Raw genomic sequence first — 18,828 nt, 5'->3', positions numbered from 1 at the left:
GCCCACCAAGAAGGTGGCCGCCCGACCGGTGAAGGCGGCGAAGGCCGCGGTGGAGAAGGGCAAGGCGGCGGCCGACGCGTTCTCCCTGTCGCCGATCCTCGCGGCGATCCGCAAGCGGGTGTCGGGGGCCTCCGCGCAGGCCGAGGCACAGACATTCGCCGAAGCGTTCTACAAGCGCATGGAAGAAGACGAGTATCCGCACCACACGGCGGACGGATGGGCGGCGATCGCCGCCGACACCCTGGCGTTCGCGCGCACCCGCAAGCCCGGCACCGCCAATGTGCGGATCTTCAATGCCATGCTGAAATCGCATGGCTGGGAATCGCCGCATACCGTGCTGCAGATCGTCAACGACGACATGCCGTTCCTGGTGGACTCCGTGAGCATGGCGCTGGCCGAGATGGGGGTGGGTGTACACGTGCTGGGCCATCCGCTGGTGCGCTTCACGCGCGACAAGGCGGGCAAGGTGCAGGCCGTGGGAGAGGGCAAGCCCGAATCGCTGATGCTGCTGGAGATCGATCGCCTGCCACCCGATGAAATGACGGCCATCGAGAAGCGCATCCGTGCCGTGCTGGAGGAAGTCCGGGCGATCGTCCGCGACTGGAGCGCCATGCGCGAGAAGATGCTGTCGCTCGCCGACGACATGGCCACCCGCCGCATGCCGGTGGATGACGACGGGCGTCGCGAAGCGCAGGAGTTCATGCGCTGGGCCGCCGCCGACCATTTCACCTTCTTCGGCTATCGCGAATACCGGGTCGAGAAGGGCACCGGCATCCTGGCGGCCGTCGAGGACAGCGGCCTGGGCCTGCTGCGCGAAGGCGATACCACGCCGCCGCGCAACATCAAGACGCTGGCCGCGCACTACCTGCCGCAGGGCGGTTCGGTGGATGCGCTGATCCTCACCAAGACCAATCGCCGTTCCACCGTGCACCGCCCGGGCAACATGGATTACATCGGCGTGCTCGAGTTCGATGCGAAGGGAAACCCCATCGCCGAGCAGCGCTTCATCGGCCTGTACACGTCCAGCGCCTACAACCGCCGTCCGTGGGAAATCCCGCTGGTGCGCGAGCGCCACGAATACGTGATGCAGAAGTCCGGCCTGTCGCCCAGCGGCCACAGCGGCAAGGCGCTGCGCCACATCCTGGAGACGCTGCCACGCGAGGAACTGTTCCAGTCCAGCGACGAAGAGCTCTACCGCACGGCGATAGGCATCCTGGGCCTGCAGGAGCGCGTGCGCAGCAAGCTGTTCCTGCGCCGCGACCGTTATGGCCGCTTCTATTCGGCCTTGGTCTACATCCCCCGCGAGCGCTTCAACACGGATGTGCGCCTGCGCATCGAATCGCTGCTGAAGGACGCCATGCGGGGCGAGTACGTCGACAGCAGTGTGCTGCTCGGCGAGTCGCCGCTGGCGCAGCTGCACATCACAATTCGCCCGAAGGCGGGCGAGCAGGTCGAAGTCGACACCTCCGCGCTGGAAGGCGACATCGCCCACCTGCTGCGCAACTGGCAGGACGACCTGCGTGAAACCCTGATCACGCGCCACGGCGAGTCGAAGGGCCTGTTGCTGGCGGGCGGCTATGGCCGTGCGCTGCCGGCGGGCTACATCGAAGTGGTGTCGCCGGAAGGTGCCGCGCGCGACGTGGAGCATCTCGCTGCACTCACCGGTCCGGACGACCTGCGCCTGAGCCTGCACGAGTCGCGCCGCAAGCGCCCAGGACAGGGTCGCCTGCGCCTGAACCTGTATCGCCAGGAAACCGACATCCCGTTGTCCGATGCGCTGCCGCTGATGGAGAACATGGGACTGCGCGTGATCTCCGAGCATCCGTTCCGTCTGGAGACGGGACAGGGCGCGCGTTACATCCAGGAATTCGAGGTGGAACCGCTCAGCGGCGAGTTCGACATCGCGCGCCTGGCCTCCACCTTCGAGGAGGCCTTCGCCCGGGTGTGGCGCGGCGATGCGGAGAACGACGGCTTCAACAGGCTGGTGCTGGGCGCCGGCCTGGCCTGGCGCCAGGTCGCCCTGCTGCGCGGCTACTGCAAGTACCTGTTGCAGACCGGTGTGCCGTTCTCGCAGAGCTACGTCGAGGAAACCCTCAACCGCTATCCGCTGCTTGCGCGCCTGCTGGTGGAACTGTTCGAGGCACGCTTCGATCCCGCCACCGGCAGCGAGAGCAAGGCGCAGATCAAGGAGGGCCAGGACCGTTTCGCTGCCGAACTCAAGGCGTTGGCCGGCAATGACGACGCCGCGCAGAAGATCCTGACCATGCTGGTCGACGCGCGCGGTGGCAAGCGCGACCTGCAGGTCGAGACTGCGCACCGGGCGCTGATCAAGCTGATGGATCGCGTGTCCAGCCTGGACGAGGACCGGATCCTGCGCGGTTTCATGGGCGCTATCGAAGCCACGCTGCGCACCAGCTTCTACCAGCGCGGCAAGGACGGGCAGCCGGCACACACCATCAGCTTCAAGTTCGACTCCGCCAAGGTGCCGGACCTGCCCAAGCCGCGTCCCTATCGCGAGATCTTCGTGTACGGCCCGCGCGTGGAAGGCGTGCACCTGCGCTTCGGCCCGGTGGCGCGTGGCGGCCTGCGCTGGTCGGACCGCCGCGAGGACTTCCGCACCGAGGTGCTGGGACTGGTGAAGGCGCAGATGGTCAAGAACACCGTCATCGTGCCGGTCGGCGCGAAGGGCGGCTTCTTCGTCAAGCGTCCGCCCGCCGGCGGCGACCGTGACGCCGTGTTGGCCGAAGGCATCGCCTGCTACAAGCTCTTCATCCAGGGCCTGCTGGACATCACCGACAACATCGTCGGCAACAGGATCGTGCCGCCGGTGGACGTGGTGCGCCACGACCAGGACGACCCGTACCTGGTGGTCGCCGCCGACAAGGGCACGGCCACGTTCTCCGACATCGCCAACGGCCTGGCCATCGCGCACGGTTTCTGGATGGGCGATGCGTTCGCGTCCGGCGGCTCGGTGGGCTACGACCACAAGGGCATGGGCATCACCGCGCGCGGCGCGTGGGAGTCGGTCAAGCGCCATTTCCGCGCGATGAATCGCGACAGCCAGACCGAAGATTTCACCTGCGTCGGCATCGGCGACATGTCGGGCGATGTGTTCGGCAACGGCATGCTGCTGTCGGAACACATCCGCCTGCTGGCCGCGTTCGATCACCGCCACATCTTCCTGGACCCGAACCCCGATGCGGCGAAGTCGTTCAAGGAACGCGACCGCATGTTCAAGGTGCCGCGCTCCAGCTGGGCCGACTACGATGCCAAGCTGATTTCCAAGGGCGGCGGCATCCATCCGCGCAGTGCGAAGTCGATCGACATCACGCCCGAGGTGCGCGCCGCACTCGGCATCGCCGATGGCGTGAAGTCGATGACGCCCAACGAGCTGATGAGCGCCATCCTGAAGTCGCCGGTCGACCTGCTGTGGAACGGCGGCATCGGCACCTACGTCAAGGCCGCCAGCGAGACCCACGCTGATGTGGGCGACCGTGCGAACAACGGGCTGCGCGTCGATGGCCGCGACCTGCGCTGCAAGGTGGTGGGCGAGGGCGGCAACCTGGGCCTGACCCAGCTGGGCCGCATCGAGGCCGCGCAGCATGGTGTGCTGCTCAACACCGACTTCATCGACAACTCGGCCGGCGTGGACACTTCGGACCACGAGGTGAACATCAAGATCCTGCTCAACGGCGTGGTGCAGGCCAAGAAACTGGGCATGGATGCGCGCAACAAGCTGCTGGCCGACATGACCGGCGAAGTGGCCGAGCTGGTGCTGTGGGACAACTACCGCCAGAACCAGGCGATCAGCCTGATGGAGCGCATGAGCGTCTCGCGCCTGGGCTCGAAACAGCACTTCATCCAGACACTGGAATCGCAGGGCCTGCTGGACCGGCAGATCGAATTCCTGCCATCCGACGCCGAACTGGCCGAGCGCAAGGCGCGTGGACAGGGCCTGACGCGTCCCGAACTGTCGGTGCTATTGTCGTACTCCAAGCTGGTGGCGTTCCAGCAATTGCTGGAATCCGACATCCCCGAGGATCCTTACCTGTCGAAGGAGCTGCAGCGCTACTTCCCGCAGCCGCTGCAGAAGAAGTACGCCTCGGAGATGGAGAAGCACCGCCTGAAGCGCGAGATCATCGCCACGGCGGTCACCAACACCACCATCAACCGGATGGGGGCCACCTTCCTGCTGCGCATGCAGGAAGACACGGGCCGCTCGCCGGCGGAAGTCGCCAAGGCCTTCACCATCACCCGCGAGACGCTGGACGCGCGGGCGCTGTGGAACCAGATCGACGCGCTGGACGGCAAGGTGCCGGAATCGGTGCAGATCGACGCCCTGCAGGTCATCTGGCAGGTGCAGCGCAACTTCACCCGCTGGCTGTTGACCCGCCAGGGTCCGATCCCGGCCATCGCCACCGCGGTGGAGCGTTATCACGACGGCTTCAACGAGATCCGTGCGGCCGACGGTGTGCTGCCGGACTCGCTGCGCCCGGCGTACAACGCCAGCCTGCAGGAATGGAAGGACAAGGGTCTGCCGCCTGCGCTGGCCGGCCAGATCGCGGCGCTGCCGTACCTAGAGCCCTCCTGCGACATCATCGAACTGGCCCGGGCGCGCAAGCTGAAGCCGGTCGAGGTGTCGAAGGCGCACTACCGCCTGGGCGAGGCGCTGCACCTGCCGTGGCTGCAGGACCAGATCGAAGCGTTGAAGGTCGATGGCCGCTGGCATGCCGTCGCGCGCGGTGTGCTGCGTGATGAACTGGCGGCGCACCAGCGCACGCTGACCAACCAGCTGCTGTCGCTGCCGGGCGGCAACGCCGACGCCAAGGTCAAGGCCTGGCTGGGCCGCGACGACGCCGGGCTGCGCTTCACGCTGAACATGCTCAACGAGCTGGCCGCGCAGAAGACGCTCGACTACCCCACCGCATCGGTGGCGGTGCAGCGGCTGGGGCAGCTGGCGTCCCAGGGCTGATTGCACGTCATGTGAGTGGAACGGGGCGGCCTTCGGGCCGCCTTTTTTGTGGCCGCCTTCCATGGCAGCCACCCGGTGGGCCAACGCTGCGCGTTGTCGAAAAACGCTCCCGGCGTTTTTTTCTGTACGCTGTGCAGGCCACGATGGAGCCACGGATGTCCACACCCCGCATCGCCTTCCTCGCCAGTCCCACGCCTGAGGCACAGGAAGCGCTGGCGACACTGCAGCGCGAACACGGTGCGCATGTGCCCGACCAGGCGGACGTGCTGTGTGCGCTGGGCGGCGATGGGTTCATGCTGCAGACGCTGCATCGGCACGGCGCGCTCGGCAAGCCGGTGTTCGGCATGAAGCTGGGCACCGTGGGTTTCCTGATGAACCACTATCGCTCGGACGGCCTGTTCGACCGGATTGCCGCGGCGGAACCGGCCAAACTGCGGCCGCTGGAAATGCAGGCACTGACCGAGTCCGGCACGTCCACCTCATCCCTGGCCTACAACGAAGTGTCGCTGCTGCGCCAGACACGGCAGGCGGCGCACATCCAGATCGACCTCAACGGCGAAACCCGCCTGGACGAGCTGATCTGCGATGGCGTGCTGACCGCGACGCCGGCGGGCAGCACCGCCTACAACTTCTCCGCGCACGGGCCGATCCTGCCGCTGGGTTCGCACACCATTGCGCTGACGCCGATCGCGCCGTTCCGTCCGCGCCGCTGGCGTGGCGCCATCCTCAAGGCCGATACCGAGATCCGGTTCCGCGTGCTCGACCCGTACAAGCGCCCGGTCAGTGCCACTGCCGATTCGCACGAGGTGCGGGACGTGGTGGAGGTGACCATCCGCGAGTCGCGTGACCGCACGGTCACCCTGCTGTTCGACCGCGAACACAATCTCGAGGAACGCATCCTCAGCGAGCAGTTCATGACCTGAGGATTGTCCCGGCGGACATCGTGGTTTCGCCGCATTGCGGCTTGCCGGGTCATCCCACGCGTGGTATCCAGCGCCCCATAGCGATTCGGTTCGCATCCGCCCGGGGAGGGGTCACGATGCAGTTGAAGTGCGCGTTGGCGCTGTGCGCCATGCTTGCCGCGACCGACGTGGCGGCCTGCAATCTGTCCACCGGCACCACCGCGTTCGCGCCCGGCGGTGCGTCGTCGGCGCTGGTCGAAGACGGCACCCTGAAGCCGCCCTTGCTGGAGGTGGTCAGCCTGACGCGCGGCGTGGACGGACACGCCTCGTGCGATGCCAGCGGCCTGCTGACGCTGGGCGTGGAATGGCCTCGCGGCACGGATTACAAGCTGCGTGAACTGGGGTTCGAGTTCCGCGTGCTCGGTGAGGACGCCCTTGCGATCTTTCCCCGCGAGCCGGTGGCGGGGCGCGTTGAGGGCCGTCGCAGCGAGTTCGTGTTCCTCTGGCGCGATGGACCGCCTTCGGAACAGTCGCCGATCGACCTGTTGGTCGAAGTGCGCGCCATCACGCCCGACAATCGCAGGGGGCCGCCGGCACAGGTGCGTATCGCCGCTGCACCGGGGGGATAGGGGCACGGCGTCTCGCGTCATGCGCCACAGATCGCCGATACTGTGCGCATGGCCGACAACACCCCCCGTTTGCTGACCGTCGCGGTCACGTCGCGCGCCCTGTTCGATCTGGAGGAAAGCCACGCGCTGTACGAGCGCGAGGGCGTACAGGCCTATTCCGACTACCAGCGCACGCACGAAGACGATGTGCTGGCGCCGGGCATCGCCTATCCCGTCGTGCGCAAGCTGCTGGCACTCAACGTGGGGGCGCCTCCGGAAGCGCCGCGCGTCGAAGTGATCCTGCTCTCGCGCAACTCGGCCGATACCGGCCTGCGCATCTTCAACTCCATCCAGCACTACGGCCTGGGGATCGTGCGTGCCACGTTCACGGCCGGCGAGCCCACCTGGCCCTACGTCAAGCCGTTCGGCACCGACCTGTTCCTGTCGGCCAACCCGGAATCGGTGCGGCGCTCACTGGAGCACGGCATCGCGGCGGCGACCATCCTGCCGGCAGGCGCACCGCAGCAGCGCCACGAACATCAGCTGCGCATCGCGTTCGATGGCGACGCGGTCATCTTCGGCGACGAGAGCGAGCGCATTTCCCGCGAACAGGGCGTGGAGGCATTCGGCCGGCACGAGCAACAGCGCGCACGCGAGCCCTTGTCCGGTGGTCCGTTCCGCAACTTCCTGTCGGCATTGCACCAGCTGCAGCAGGTATTCCCGCCCGATGAGCGTTCGCCTATCCGCACCGCCCTAGTCACCGCGCGTTCCGCGCCGGCGCACGAGCGGGTGATCCGTACGCTGCGCGAGTGGGGCGTGCGCTTGGACGAAGCGCTCTTCCTCGGCGGCCGCCACAAGGGGCCGTTCCTGGAAGCCTTCGGCGCCGACATCTTCTTCGACGATTCGCAACACAACATCGACAGCGCGCGCCACCATGTGGCCGCGGGTCATGTTCCGCACGGGGTGGCGAACCCGTAGGGCGGGCCTTCACTCGCCCTAAAGCGGCAGGCGGATGTCGGTGAGCCGCCAGTGCAGGCCCTGGCGCGTGAAGACGAACACCACCGGGTCGCCCTCATCGTCGTGCACGGTGGCAGTGAAACGGGACAACGACTCGTATCGGTGGCTGGCCTGCCTGAGCGGATCTACCGGCGTCGGCGGGGCGTAGGTGTCGCCGCCCACGGTGTCGCCGACGGCGCGTTTCCATGTGGCGCGGCCTTCCAGGATCGCGGCGATACCCATTGGCGTGACCATCGTATCCACCCCGCGCCCCAGCACGCTGTTGGCGATCGAAAGCGCCGCGGCACCGAACAGGTTGCCGCTGAGCTCCGGTCCGGCGCGCCGTGCGAGCGAGTCCTCCACCTGCGCGCGCAGGTTCACGCGCAACGAAGCGAAATCGACATGCTTCTGCAGCTTGCCGGTGTCCTGCTCCGCCAGCGCCGTACGGATGCCGTGGATGGCCAGGTAGGGCCCGGCCGCCACATAGCCCGCCAACCCCAGCAGGAGGGCGACCACCACTCCGATCACGAGCCACTTCTTCATCGGCAAACCTCCGGGTCAGAACTCCAGGTCCAGCGCAGCGCACAGGTAGTCGACGAACGGGCCAAGCGCCTTGAGATCGGCCGCCACGGTCTGGCGCAGCTTCGGACCGGTCATGGTGGCGTCGTCCAGCGAGCGCCAGAACACGAAATTGCGGTGCTTCAGGTCTTCGATGAACTCGAAGTCGGCGGGAAACCCGCGCGGAGGGCGGACCAGTTTCTCGCTCTCTTCGAACTCGAAGCGCCGCCGGAAAGGCGCATCGTGCGCCGCCTTCTTCCAACTGCCCGGGTTGTCCAGGATGAACTGCCGCACCCGCCGCTGCGTGTCCGGCTCGGGATGCCAGAGTCCGGCACCGACGAAACATTCGCCTGGCTGCAGGTGAAGGTAGAACGAGGGCGCGGGCACCTGTTTGTGGCGCTCGTGGAACAGACGTGCACCCTGCCAGGACTTGTACGGGGATTTGTCGTTGGAAAAGCGTGCGTCACGATAGATGCGGAACAGCGACCCGCCTACCGTCTTCGGTTCGGAGCGGAAGTGCAGGCTCACTGCCGCCAGGTCGGGCTGCAGGTCCGTCAGGAGCCGGAGGAATGGCTGCCGGACGTGATCCTCGTACTGCGCCTTGTGGTCGTTGAACCAGGTCTTGTCATTGTGGCGGGCCAGCCCGCGCAGGAACTTGAAGCTGGCATCGGAGAAGTAGGTGGCCATGGCCGCCATTCTAGACAAGCCGGCGTCATCAGGCCGACAAGGCTGCCCTCGATGTCGCCTGGCGTACTAGAGGCCGGCCTGCAGGTCCTGGCGCCATTGCTGGATCCTGTCCAGCAGCGCGAGCCGGTCCGCATCGGCGGCGTGCGTCATCCGCAGTTCCGCAAGTTCGGCGTCGAAGCTGGCGAAGCTGTATTCGGACATCCCGCTGTCGGTCGCGAGGCGCTGCCGGCGATAGTCGTCCCAACGCTGGCGCTCGGCGGGAGACAGCGAGCCGGGCCAGTTGCGCGCGCGATAGCGGAACAGCAATTCGGGCAGGCGGGCATCGCGGAAGCCGAAATCGCGTTGGCCCAGCAGCGCAGGCGGCGTGGTCCGTACCTCGGTGAACCGGCGTTTGTCCGCGTCCGCCAGGAAAGCATCGTAAAGCGAGGCATCCACATCGCCGGGAGTGAACTGCCGCTCGCCGGCAAACACCTGCCGCACCTTCTCCGCAAGCGCCGGGCCGGCCTCGCGCAGGACTTCCGCATGGCGCTCGCAGCGCACGGGATCGATGCCGAGCCGGTCCATGTCGGCGGGGCGCAGATGCGACCAGGCGACCAGCGCCGGTGCACGGTTCAGATGGACTTCCTTCAGCGGGATCCGCTGCTCGCCGTCCGGCAGATCGGCGGCCGGGGTGTAGAGACGGTCGGCGATCTCGTCGGGCGCCAAGGCCAGCAGCGCGGCCGGATCGCTTTCCAGGTCGAACACCACCACGCGATTGTCGATGCGCGGATGCCGCGCCAACGGCAGCACCGGCGCCGCACAGAGGCGGCTGGCGGGATAGCGCTGCGAGACATGCAGTACCGGTTGCATGGCCGTCACATCCAGCAGGCGCGCGGCGAAGCGCTTGTCGCGCAGTTGCAATGCGTAGTCCCACAGGCGGGGTTGGGCCTGCCGCATCAGCCGGGCCAGGCCGATGGTGGCGTACACATCCGACAGAGCCTCGTGCGCATCGCCTTCGCGGACGCGGTTGGCCAGCGCCAGGTGTTCCAGCTTGAAGGACGTTGCACCGTCGTCCCGCTTCGGCCACACGATGCCGTCCGGCCGCAGCGCATGCATCAGCCGCATCACGTCCAGCAGGTCCCAGCGCGAGTTTCCGCCACGCCACTCGCGCTCGTAGGGCTCATGGAAATTGCGGAACAGGCCGTGACGCACGAACTCGTCATCGAAGCGCAGGCTGTTGTAGCCCAGCGTGCAGGTTTCCGGCCGCCCCATCTCGTCGGCAATGCGGGCGAAGGCTTCGGCTTCGTTGACGCCGTCGCGCAATGCCTGCTGCGGCGTGATGCCGGTGATCAGCGTGGCGATGGGCGAGGGCAGCAGGTCATCCGCTGGCTGTACGAAGAAGCTGACCGGCTCCTCCATCAGTTCCAGCGCGGGCGTGGTACGCACGGCCGCGACCTGCGCGATCCGGCTGCGGCGCGGATCCGCGCCGAAGGTCTCGAGGTCGTAGAACAGGAAGCTGGCGCTCACCCTGCCATTTCCTCCAGCACCGGCAAGCGCGCGAGCACATCGGCATCGACCGCTGCCCAGTCGATTCCGTCGAGGGCACCGCGCCCGGCGGTATGCCGTACCAGCAGGTCGCGCTGCACGTGGCTGCGATGCTGCGCCACCGAGTACGGGATGCGCATGAAACTGACCATCGTGTAGTGCGGCACGAAGCGGTGCGGATGGCGCTCCTGCAGCGCGCGCTCCAGTTCCCGCTGCAGCAGGAAGCCGCTGTCGTCCACCTTGTCGCGCATCTCCACGTAGTTCTCCAGCGCCATTTCCTGGATCGCCAGTGCATTGGGCTTGCGCTCGGCTTCGAAGGCGGCGAAAGCCTCCGCGAGGTCTTGCGTGGATTGCAGGTGGTGGGCGAGGGCGACGCAATCCTCGAACGCGCAGTTCATGCCCTGGCCGTGGAACGGCACCATCGCGTGGGCGGCGTCGCCCAGCAGCACGGCCTGGCCGTGCAGGTGCCAGCGTTCGAGATACAGCGTGGCGAGCAGGCCGGTGGGGTTGGCGTCCCAGTCCTGCTCCAGTCGCGGGATCAGCGGCACCGCATCGGCGAAATCACGCAGGAACAGCGCCTTCGCATCCGCGCCGCTGCGCACGCTGTCGAAGCCCGGATCGCCTTCGTTGGGCAGGAACAGCGTCACCGTGAACGTGCGCTCGTCGTTGGGCAACGCGATGCACATGTAGTGGCCGCGCGGCCAGATGTGCAGGGCGTTCGGTTCCATGATGAAGCTGCCGTCGGCGGCAGGGGGAATCTCGAGCTCCTTGTAGGAGTGGTCGAGGAACTCGGTACGTTCACCGAGATCCTCCCGCTGTTGCATGGCGCCACGCAAGGACGAGCCGGCACCGTCGGCGCCGATCAGGGCGGTGAACCCGACAGGGTGGACGCCGCCATCCTGCTCGTCGACGAAGCGGGCGATGCGCGCGTCGAAATCCACGGATTCCAACCGGCGGTTGAACTGGATGACGGCCCCTGCGCGTTCGGCCAGGTCCAGCAGCGTGATGTTCAGGTCGCCGCGATGGATCGACCAGATGACCTCGGAGTCGTCGCGTCCGTAGCGCTGCAACTGCAGCCGTCCGTCGAGGGCATGCACCATGCGCCCGCGCATCATCACCGCCTGCCGCATCACCGCATCGTCCGCATCCGCCATCCGCAGCGCATGGCGGCCACGTTCGGTCAGTGCCAGGTTGATCGAGCGGCCTCCCGCATAGCCTTGCACGCGCGGGTCGCCGCGTTTTTCGAACACCTCCACGCGCCACCCTGCGCGCGCCATCAGGGTGGCCAGCAGCGCACCGGCGAGGCCGGCGCCGATGATGGTGATGTGTCGCTTGCCGTCAGTGACCAAACTCGTTTCTCCGGATCAGAACCCCCGCCACGTCTCGACTTCCTCGACGAAGCGGTGGACATCCATGTAGCGGTTGTACAGCGGGGCGGGCGAGATGCGGATCACGTCCGGTTCGCGCCAGTCGCCGACGGTACCGACGGACAGCAGGTATTCGAACAGTTCGCGGCCACGCTCCCGCCCGCCGATTACCCGCAATGACAGCTGCGCACCGCGCTGGGCGGTGTCGGCCGGCGTGATGATCTGCAGTGCGTCCGATAGCCGTGCCTGGATCAGCGCTTCCAGCAGCCCGGTGATCTTCAGCGACTTGGTCCGGATGGCTTCCATGCCGCCAGCCTTCTCGAACAGTTCCAGCGATGCACGCAGCGGCGCGAGCCCGAGGATCGGCGGGTTGCTGAGCTGCCAACCCTCGGCACCGGGCGTGGGTACGAACGCCGGCCCCATGCGGAAGCGTGTCTCCTTCTCGTGGCCCCACCAGCCGGCGAAGCGCGGACGGTCGGTATGCGCGTGGCGCGCGTGGACGAAGCAGCCCGCGACCGCACCCGGCCCCGAGTTCAGGTACTTGTAGTGGCACCACACCGCGAAATCCACGCCGCTGTCGTGCAGGCGCAAGGGCAGGTTGCCCACCGCGTGCGCCAGGTCGACGCCGACGACGGCGCCCTGCGCATGGCCCAGCCGCGCGATCTCCGCCAGATCGAAGGCCTGTCCGGTCCGGTATTGGACACCGGGCCACAGCACCAGCGCCAGGCGTGGGCCGTGCTCGACGATGGCGCGTTCGATGGCCGCCATCGACAACGTGCCATCGGGCAGATCCGGTTCCACTTCGATCAGGTCGGTGGCGGGATCGAAGCCGTGGAAGCGTACCTGCGACTCCATCGCATGCCGGTCGGACGGGAATGCGCCGGCCTCCATCAGGATCGCCGGACGCTCCGCCGTCGGACGGTAGAAGCTGACCATCATCAGGTGCAGGTTGGCGGTCAGCGTGTTCATCGCCACCACTTCCGCCGGCTCCGCACCGACCAGGCGTGCCAGCGGTTCGCGCACGAGTTCGTGGTACGTCATCCACTGCGCGTTGCCCGTGAAGTGGCCTTCGACGGCCTCGTTGGCCCACTTGTCCAGTACCTCGTTGAGGTAGGTGCGCGCCGCCTTCGGTTGCAGGCCGAGCGAGTTGCCGCAGAAGTAGACCTGGTCGTTGTGCTTGTGGCGCGGAATCAGGAACTCGTTGCGCAGCGGACGCAAGGGGTCGGCGGCATCGAGGGCGATGATGTGGGTGCGGGACAGCGGGTCGGTCATGGAATGTGGTTTGGAGATGATCTTTGGGTTGTAGGAGCGACGTGAGTCGCGACCGTGGAGTGTCGGTGGAGATGACGTCGAATGGGCTGGTCTCCCCCGAAGATACTGAAGGTCCTGGCAAGATCGTGCCGTGCGGTCGCGACTGACGTCGCTCCTACAGCGAGCCCTTTCACAGGAACCTCGAGGCGGGCAAGCCCAGCCATTCCAGCGCGGTGCCGTGATACAGGCGCGCCTGCCGGGCCTCGTCCAGGCCCAGGGCGGCGATGCCGGCACCGGGCTCCTGTTCGCCCAGCGGGAAGGGGTAGTCGGTGCCCAGCATCACGCGCTCGTGGCCGACCGTGTCGAGCAGGTAGTGCAGCGCGCGTGGATCGGCGACCCAGGAATCGAAGTAGACCCGGTCGAGGTACTCACGCGGATTGCGATGGTTGTCGGTGGCCACCAGGTCGGGCCGCATGTTGAAGCCGTGCTCGATGCGGCCGATGGTGTAAGGAAAGCTGCCGCCCCCGTGGGCGAAGCAGACCTTCAATCCGGGCAACCGTTCGAGCACGCCGCCGAAAATCAGGCAACAGGCGGCGCGCGATTGTTCGGCGGGCATGCCGACCAGCCAGGGCAGCCAGTACTTGGGCATCGATGCGGCGCCCATCATGTCCCAGGGGTGCACGAGGATCGCCGCGCCCAGTTCGCTGGCCGCCTGGAAGAACTCGAACAGTTCCGGTGCGTCGAGGTTCCAGTCGTTGACATGGCTGCCGATCTGCACGCCCTGCAGGCCCAACTGGTCCATGCAGCGTTCCAGCTCCTGTACGGCCAGGCGGGGCGACTGCATCGGCACCGTGCCGATGCCCGCATAGTGGCGCGGATAGTCGCGGCAGGCGGCAGCGGTGTGGTCGTTGAGCGCCTGGTGCAGCTCCAGCGCATGGTGCGCCTTGGCCCAGTAGCTGAACATCACCGGCACGGTGCTGATGACCTGCACCTGCACGCCGAATTTGGCGTAGTCGGCGATGCGTTCTTCCGGGTCCCAGGTCTTGGGCCAGATCTCGCGGAAGAACTTGCCGTCCTTGTAGATGCGATGGCGGCCGTCGTCGCCGTGGTGGATCACGGGAAAGCGCAGGTCACCGTACTTGGCCGCCAGGTCGGGCCAGTCGCGGGGCAGGAAGTGCGCGTGGGTGTCGATCTTCAGCATCGTCGGATTGTAGGGGCTGCCCGCGCGGGATTCGCGCTGCAGTGCCGAACGGGACCCATCCCCCGGGGCGCGCGCACCGCCACCTCAGGTGATGTCGGCTTGCGAATCGGCCTGCATCTCATAGCGGCTCGGGCGGGGGTTCAGATGGCCGCAGGCCTTGCAGGTGCGCAGGTCGTCGCTGCGGTAGAAGGCCTCGAACACCCTGAAGAAATCCTGCTCTATATCGTTCAGGTGGAAGTACTCCTCGTACACCTTCGCGTTGCAGCGCTCGCAGAACCACAGCAGGCCGTCGTCTTCGTGCGGCAGGCGCTTGCGTTCGATCACCAGGCCGACCGAGCCCGGCATGCGTTGCGGCGAATGCGGCACACGCGGCGGTAGCAGGAAGATCTCGCCCGCCCGGATCGGAATGTCACGCGGCGCGCCATTCTCCTGGATACGCAGCACCATTTCGCCTTCCAACTGGTAGAACCACTCCGGACCCTCGTCGTAGTGGTAATCGGTGCGCGCGTTCGGGCCGCCGACCACCATGACGATGAAGTCGCCGTCGTAGATGACCTTGTTGCCGACCGGCGGCTTCAGCAGGTGGCGGTGCTCATCGATCCATGCCTGGAAGTTGAGCGGATTGGGCAGCATGTCAGTGGGCCTCGGACAGGTGCGCGATGCATTTCAGTTCGATGGCGATCGGGGTCGGCAGCGAGGTGATACCCAGCGTGGTGCGGCAGGGCGCCGCCGCCGGGTCGGGGAAATACTCCGCCCACACCTGGTTGTACACCTTGAAGTCGTGCGCCATGTCGGTGAGGTACACCGTCACGTCCACCAGGTCTTCCCAGCGTGCACCGCTGGCCTTCAGCACTGCGCGGACGTTGGCGAACACGGCACGGCACTGTGCGTCGATGTCATAGCTGATGAGGCGTCCCTCGGCGTCGTGCACGTTGCCGACGATGGCATTGCTGGCCGGATCGCGCGGGCCGATGCCGGACAGGAACAGCAGGTCGCCCACGCGGCGCGCGTGAGGATACTGGCCGACGGGCTTCGGCGCGGCATCGGCATGGATGACATCACTCATCGCGCTTCCCCTTGCCCGGGACGCCGGCGAGCGCACGCTGGTACGCAGGCTGGAGTTCATCCTGCGCAGCCACGTCCATGCCGAGTTCGCGCACGCGGCCGTCGAACAGGCTGTAGACCCAGCCGTGGATCGCGAGCGGCTGGCCGCGTGCCCATGCATCCTGCACCACGGTGGTCTGGCACACGTTGAACACCTGCTCGATCACGTTGAGTTCGCACAGGCGGGCATGGCGCAGGGATTCGGTATCGACCTGTTCCAGCAGATCGTTGTGCTTGAGTGCGACATCGGCGACATGGCGCAGCCAGTTGTCGGCCAGCCCCACGCGCAGGCCGGTCATGGCGGCGTGCACGCCGCCGCAGCCGTAGTGACCGACCAACAGGATGTGTTCGACCTTCAGGATATCGACGGCGAACTGGACGACCGACAGCGCATTGAGGTCGCCGTGCGACATCACGTTGGCGATGTTGCGGTGGACGAAGACCTCGCCGGGGTCGAGGCCGAGGATCTGGTTCGCCGGCACGCGCGAATCGGAGCAGCCGATCCACAGGTAGCGCGGTGATTGCTGCTGCGACAACCGCTTGAAGAAGCCGGGATCCTCCTGCTTGATGCGGGCGGCCCAGTCGCGGTTGTTCTGCAGCAGTTTCTCGAGTTCGGTCAGGTCGGACATGGGGTTTGATGGTCCTCAGCGCAACGCCACGCAGACGTTCTTGGGTTCGGTGAAAAAACGCATGGCCTCGTGGCCGCCTTCGCGGCCGAGACCGGATGCGCCCACGCCGCCGAACGGCGTGCGCAGGTCGCGGGTCATCCAGGTATTGATCCAGACGATGCCGGCACGCAGTTGCGACGCCAGCCGATGGGCCCGGTCCAGGTCGCGCGTCCATAGCGTGGCCGCCAGGCCGTAGTCGCCGGCATTGGCCAGCGCGAGCGCATGGGCCTCGTCCTCGAACGGCTGCAGGGTCACGACCGGGCCGAAGATTTCCTCGCAATTGGTGGCTGCCTGGGGTCCGAGGCCGTCGATGACCGTGGGCGCAATGAACCAGCCGGGCCGCTCCAGCGCATGCCCACCGAGCAGCACGTGGCCGCCTTCGGTTCGCGCGCGCGCGATGCAGGCCAGCACCTTGTCGAAGTGCGCCTGCGACACCATCGCGCCGAGGCGCGTGGTGGGATCGTCCAGTGCCCCCGCCTGCAGTCCCCGCGCGCGTTCGATCAATGCATCGCGCAATTCGTCGTAGATCGCCTGCTGCACCAGCAATCGCGACCCGCACAGGCAGATCTGCCCGGCGTTCTGGAAAGCGGAGCGGAGCAGCGTGTCGAGGTGCGCGCGCCAGTCGCTGTTGGCGAATACCAGCGTGGCGTTCTTGCCCCCCAGTTCCAGCGAGACCTTCTTCAGCTGCGGCCCGGCGAGGCCGGCAATGCGACGGCCCACCCCGGTGCTGCCGGTGAAAGACACTGCCCTGATCGCAGGATGCAGCACCAGTGGCTCGCCCACCGCCGGGCCTGTGCCATGCACGATGTTCAGCACGCCGGGCGGAAGGCCGATCTCTGCGGCCAAGGCGCCAAGCATCGACGCCGTGGCGGGCGTGATCTCCGAAGGCTTGGCCACCACCGTATTGCCGGCGGCCAATGCCGGGGCGATCTTCCAGGTGAAGAGGTACAGCGGCAGGTTCCATGGCGAAATCGCGGCGACCACGCCCAGTGGCTGCCGCAGCGTGTAGTTCAGCCCGGCTTCGCCATGGTGCGACTCGCTGGCGAACTGGGTTGCCGCGTGGGCGAAGAAGCGCAGGTTGGCAATGGCACGGGGAATTTCGATGTCGCGCGCCAGCGCCAGTGGTTTGCCGGCATCGCGCGATTCGGCGAGGGCGAATTCCTCAAGCCGGCCTTCGAGCGCATCGGCGAGTTTTTCCAGCCAGCGCGCACGCCCGGTCGTGGTCAGCGCCGCCCACGCGGGAAATGCCGATTCCGCCGCATCGACCGCATGCAGCACATCGCTTTCGGTGCCCTCGGCGACCTCGGCATAGACCTGGGCCGACGCGGGTTCAAACACGGGACGCCATGCGCCGCCGTGGCGCGGTTCGCCCGCGATGAAGTGGCTGAAGCGGTCCATGTCCACTAGCTTAACCCGGCTGGCAAGCCCCCTGTGCCGGCGGATCAGATCGATTGCATGCGTCCGCCATCCACGGCCAGGCTGACGCCGTTGATGTAGCCCGCGGCGGGCGAGGCGAGGAAGGCGATGGCGGCGGCGATCTCGTGCGCGTCCGCGAAACGACCTGCCGGCACGGTGGCCAGCATCGCGCTGCTGACGGTGGCCTCATCCTTGCCGGTGGCCTGCATGCGGTCATGCAGGATCTGCTCCAGCCGCTGCGTGCGCGTGTAGCCGGGCAGCACGTTGTTGACCGTGATGCCATCCGGGGCCAGTTCCTTCGACAGCGTCTTGGCCCAGCTGGCGACAGCGCCCCGGATGGTGTTGGACACCCCCAGATTGGCAATGGGTTCCCGCACCGAGGTCGAGACGACATTGACGATGCGGCCCCAGCCGGCTTCACGCATGCCGGGTACGGTTGCCTGAGCGAGCACCTGGTTGGCGAGCAGGTGCTGCTGGAAGGCGGCCAGGTAGTCATCCGCCACGGCCTCGATGGCTCGCCCACCCGGTGGGCCGCCGGTGTTGTTGACCAGGATGTGGATCCGGTGCGTGGCGACCAGCCCGGTGACGTTGTCGCGTAGCGTTGTCGCATCGGCGATGTCGACGGCCAGCGTGCCGTGGCGCTGGCCGGTGGCAACGACAGGCAGGGCGTTGGCCACGTCCCGCAGCACGTCGGATCGGCGCGCCAGCACGGTGACATCAGCGCCGAGCAGGGCGAGCTCGTGCGCGGCGGCGCGTCCGATCCCCTCGGACGCGCCGCAGACCAGTGCGTGCCGGCGGGCAAGATTGAGATCCATGCATCATTCCCGGATGGACAAGGCGTCGAGTGTAGCCCTGTGGGAGCGACGCAAGTCGTGATGCTTTTCCGGCAAACCCGGAGGACTGAAATCCCCCGTCGCGACTTACGTCGCTTCCGCGCTGTCCTTGCGGCGCTCCAGGCGCTCGCGCATCAGGCTGGCCACCGCCAGATTGTCTTCGCCGCCCAGCCGCTGCAGCGCGGCGGCGGCGCCCTCGACGTTGGCGACGGGATGGTTCTGGCTGAGCTTGAACTTCAGTTCGATGCGCTCGACGACGAAACGGAAGCCCACGATGCCGCGCAGCTGTCGCATGTGGTCAGCGCGCCCGTGTTCGAACCGCCAATCGTTGCCGACGGAGGCCTCGTTCACCTGGCTCAGGCGATCGACGATCCCGGCCAGGGCGCTGGTCTCCTCGGTGATGTCCAGCGTGCCGCGCAGGTGCGCAACCGCGTAGTTCCACGTGGGCACGCGCGCGGCTTCTTCCTTGTCCGCATACCAGCCGGGCGACAGGTAGGCATGCGGGCCATGCACGATCATCAGTGCGCTGCCGGCATGCCGTGCCTGCGGGTTGGGCCTGGCCCAATGGCCTTCGATCAGCACGCGGTCGCCATCCCGGGTGTAGAGCACCGGCAGGTGGCTGACGAAGGGCAGGCCGTCGGCGACGGTGACCAGTGTGACGAAGGCGTCGCGTGCGATCAGCCGGTCCAGTCCGGCCAGGTCGGTCTCGGCGAACGCGCGCGGCGTATACATGGCGCGTGC

The 18,828-nt window shown here is 67.1% G+C and carries 16 protein-coding genes; 4 read left to right on the top strand and 12 right to left on the bottom strand.

Annotated elements, in window-relative coordinates; all coding sequences use genetic code 11:
* The first annotated feature begins 28 nt into the window (after nt 1-28).
* The 4 genes from WBN46_RS00530 (at nt 29) to WBN46_RS00515 (ending at nt 7,460) form a co-directional block, all read left to right on the top strand.
* The gene (locus tag WBN46_RS00530) at nt 29-4,972 is read left to right on the top strand and encodes an NAD-glutamate dehydrogenase domain-containing protein (RefSeq protein WP_337730848.1); all 4,944 of its coding nucleotides are present in this window, start codon (nt 29-31) and stop codon (nt 4,970-4,972) included.
* Nucleotides 4,973-5,127: 155 nt separating this feature from the next.
* Nucleotides 5,128-5,895, top strand: a complete 768-nt coding sequence (locus WBN46_RS00525) for an NAD kinase (protein WP_337729858.1) — start codon at nt 5,128-5,130, stop codon at nt 5,893-5,895.
* 116 nt (nt 5,896-6,011) lie between these two features.
* Entirely contained in the window at nt 6,012-6,503 is a 492-nt protein-coding gene (locus WBN46_RS00520) for a hypothetical protein (RefSeq protein WP_337729857.1), read from the top strand.
* Between the two features lie 48 nt (nt 6,504-6,551).
* Nucleotides 6,552-7,460, top strand: coding sequence for a 5'-nucleotidase (locus WBN46_RS00515; RefSeq protein WP_142125360.1), 909 nt, complete (start codon nt 6,552-6,554; stop codon nt 7,458-7,460).
* Between the two features lie 18 nt (nt 7,461-7,478).
* Here the strand turns inward: WBN46_RS00515 and WBN46_RS00510 are convergent, their stop codons facing one another.
* The 12 genes from WBN46_RS00510 to WBN46_RS00455 all read right to left on the bottom strand — a co-directional run bounded on the left by WBN46_RS00510 (nt 7,479) and on the right by WBN46_RS00455 (nt 18,819).
* Entirely contained in the window at nt 7,479-8,021 is a 543-nt protein-coding gene (locus tag WBN46_RS00510) for a DUF2939 domain-containing protein (RefSeq protein WP_337729856.1), read from the bottom strand.
* 15 nt (nt 8,022-8,036) lie between these two features.
* Nucleotides 8,037-8,723 carry a DUF2461 domain-containing protein gene (locus WBN46_RS00505; protein WP_337729855.1) on the bottom strand — a complete coding sequence of 229 codons (687 nt, stop codon included), beginning with the start codon at nt 8,721-8,723 and terminating at the stop codon, nt 8,037-8,039.
* Between the two features lie 66 nt (nt 8,724-8,789).
* Nucleotides 8,790-10,229, bottom strand: coding sequence for an exodeoxyribonuclease I (gene sbcB / locus WBN46_RS00500; protein WP_337729854.1), 1,440 nt, complete (start codon nt 10,227-10,229; stop codon nt 8,790-8,792).
* A complete protein-coding gene (locus WBN46_RS00495) occupies nt 10,226-11,596 on the bottom strand; it encodes an NAD(P)/FAD-dependent oxidoreductase (RefSeq protein ID WP_337729853.1) in 1,371 nt (456 codons plus the stop codon). Before WBN46_RS00495 ends, sbcB begins: the two co-directional genes overlap by 4 nt.
* Before the next feature lie 15 nt (nt 11,597-11,611).
* Nucleotides 11,612-12,886 carry a kynureninase gene (gene kynU / locus WBN46_RS00490; RefSeq protein WP_337729852.1) on the bottom strand — a complete coding sequence of 425 codons (1,275 nt, stop codon included), beginning with the start codon at nt 12,884-12,886 and terminating at the stop codon, nt 11,612-11,614.
* A gap of 169 nt (nt 12,887-13,055) precedes the next feature.
* Entirely contained in the window at nt 13,056-14,066 is a 1,011-nt protein-coding gene (locus tag WBN46_RS00485; protein WP_337729851.1) for an amidohydrolase family protein, read from the bottom strand.
* Nucleotides 14,067-14,150: 84 nt separating this feature from the next.
* Entirely contained in the window at nt 14,151-14,699 is a 549-nt protein-coding gene (locus WBN46_RS00480; protein ID WP_337729850.1) for a 3-hydroxyanthranilate 3,4-dioxygenase, read from the bottom strand.
* Nucleotide 14,700: 1 nt separating this feature from the next.
* On the bottom strand, nt 14,701-15,132 hold the full coding sequence (locus WBN46_RS00475; protein ID WP_337729849.1) for a RidA family protein: 432 nt from the start codon (nt 15,130-15,132) through the stop codon (nt 14,701-14,703).
* Entirely contained in the window at nt 15,125-15,790 is a 666-nt protein-coding gene (gene can, locus WBN46_RS00470; protein ID WP_337730847.1) for a carbonate dehydratase, read from the bottom strand. The genes WBN46_RS00475 and can overlap by 8 nt, the downstream gene beginning before the upstream one ends.
* Before the next feature lie 24 nt (nt 15,791-15,814).
* Nucleotides 15,815-17,236, bottom strand: coding sequence for an aldehyde dehydrogenase (locus WBN46_RS00465; RefSeq protein ID WP_337729848.1), 1,422 nt, complete (start codon nt 17,234-17,236; stop codon nt 15,815-15,817).
* A 44-nt stretch (nt 17,237-17,280) separates the two neighbouring features.
* Nucleotides 17,281-18,069, bottom strand: coding sequence for an SDR family oxidoreductase (locus tag WBN46_RS00460; protein WP_337729847.1), 789 nt, complete (start codon nt 18,067-18,069; stop codon nt 17,281-17,283).
* A gap of 105 nt (nt 18,070-18,174) precedes the next feature.
* Complete coding sequence (locus tag WBN46_RS00455) at nt 18,175-18,819, bottom strand: FMN-binding negative transcriptional regulator (protein WP_337729846.1); 645 nt, start codon at nt 18,817-18,819, stop codon at nt 18,175-18,177.
* Between the last annotated feature and the right edge of the window lie 9 nt (nt 18,820-18,828).

Origin of the sequence: Pseudoxanthomonas sp. CCNWLW251 (assembly GCF_037402255.1) — a bacterium.
Classification (GTDB): Bacteria; Pseudomonadota; Gammaproteobacteria; order Xanthomonadales; family Xanthomonadaceae; genus Pseudoxanthomonas_A.
Note: the sequence above shows the minus strand (reverse complement) of the source record. Positions and strands in the feature narration are given on the sequence as shown.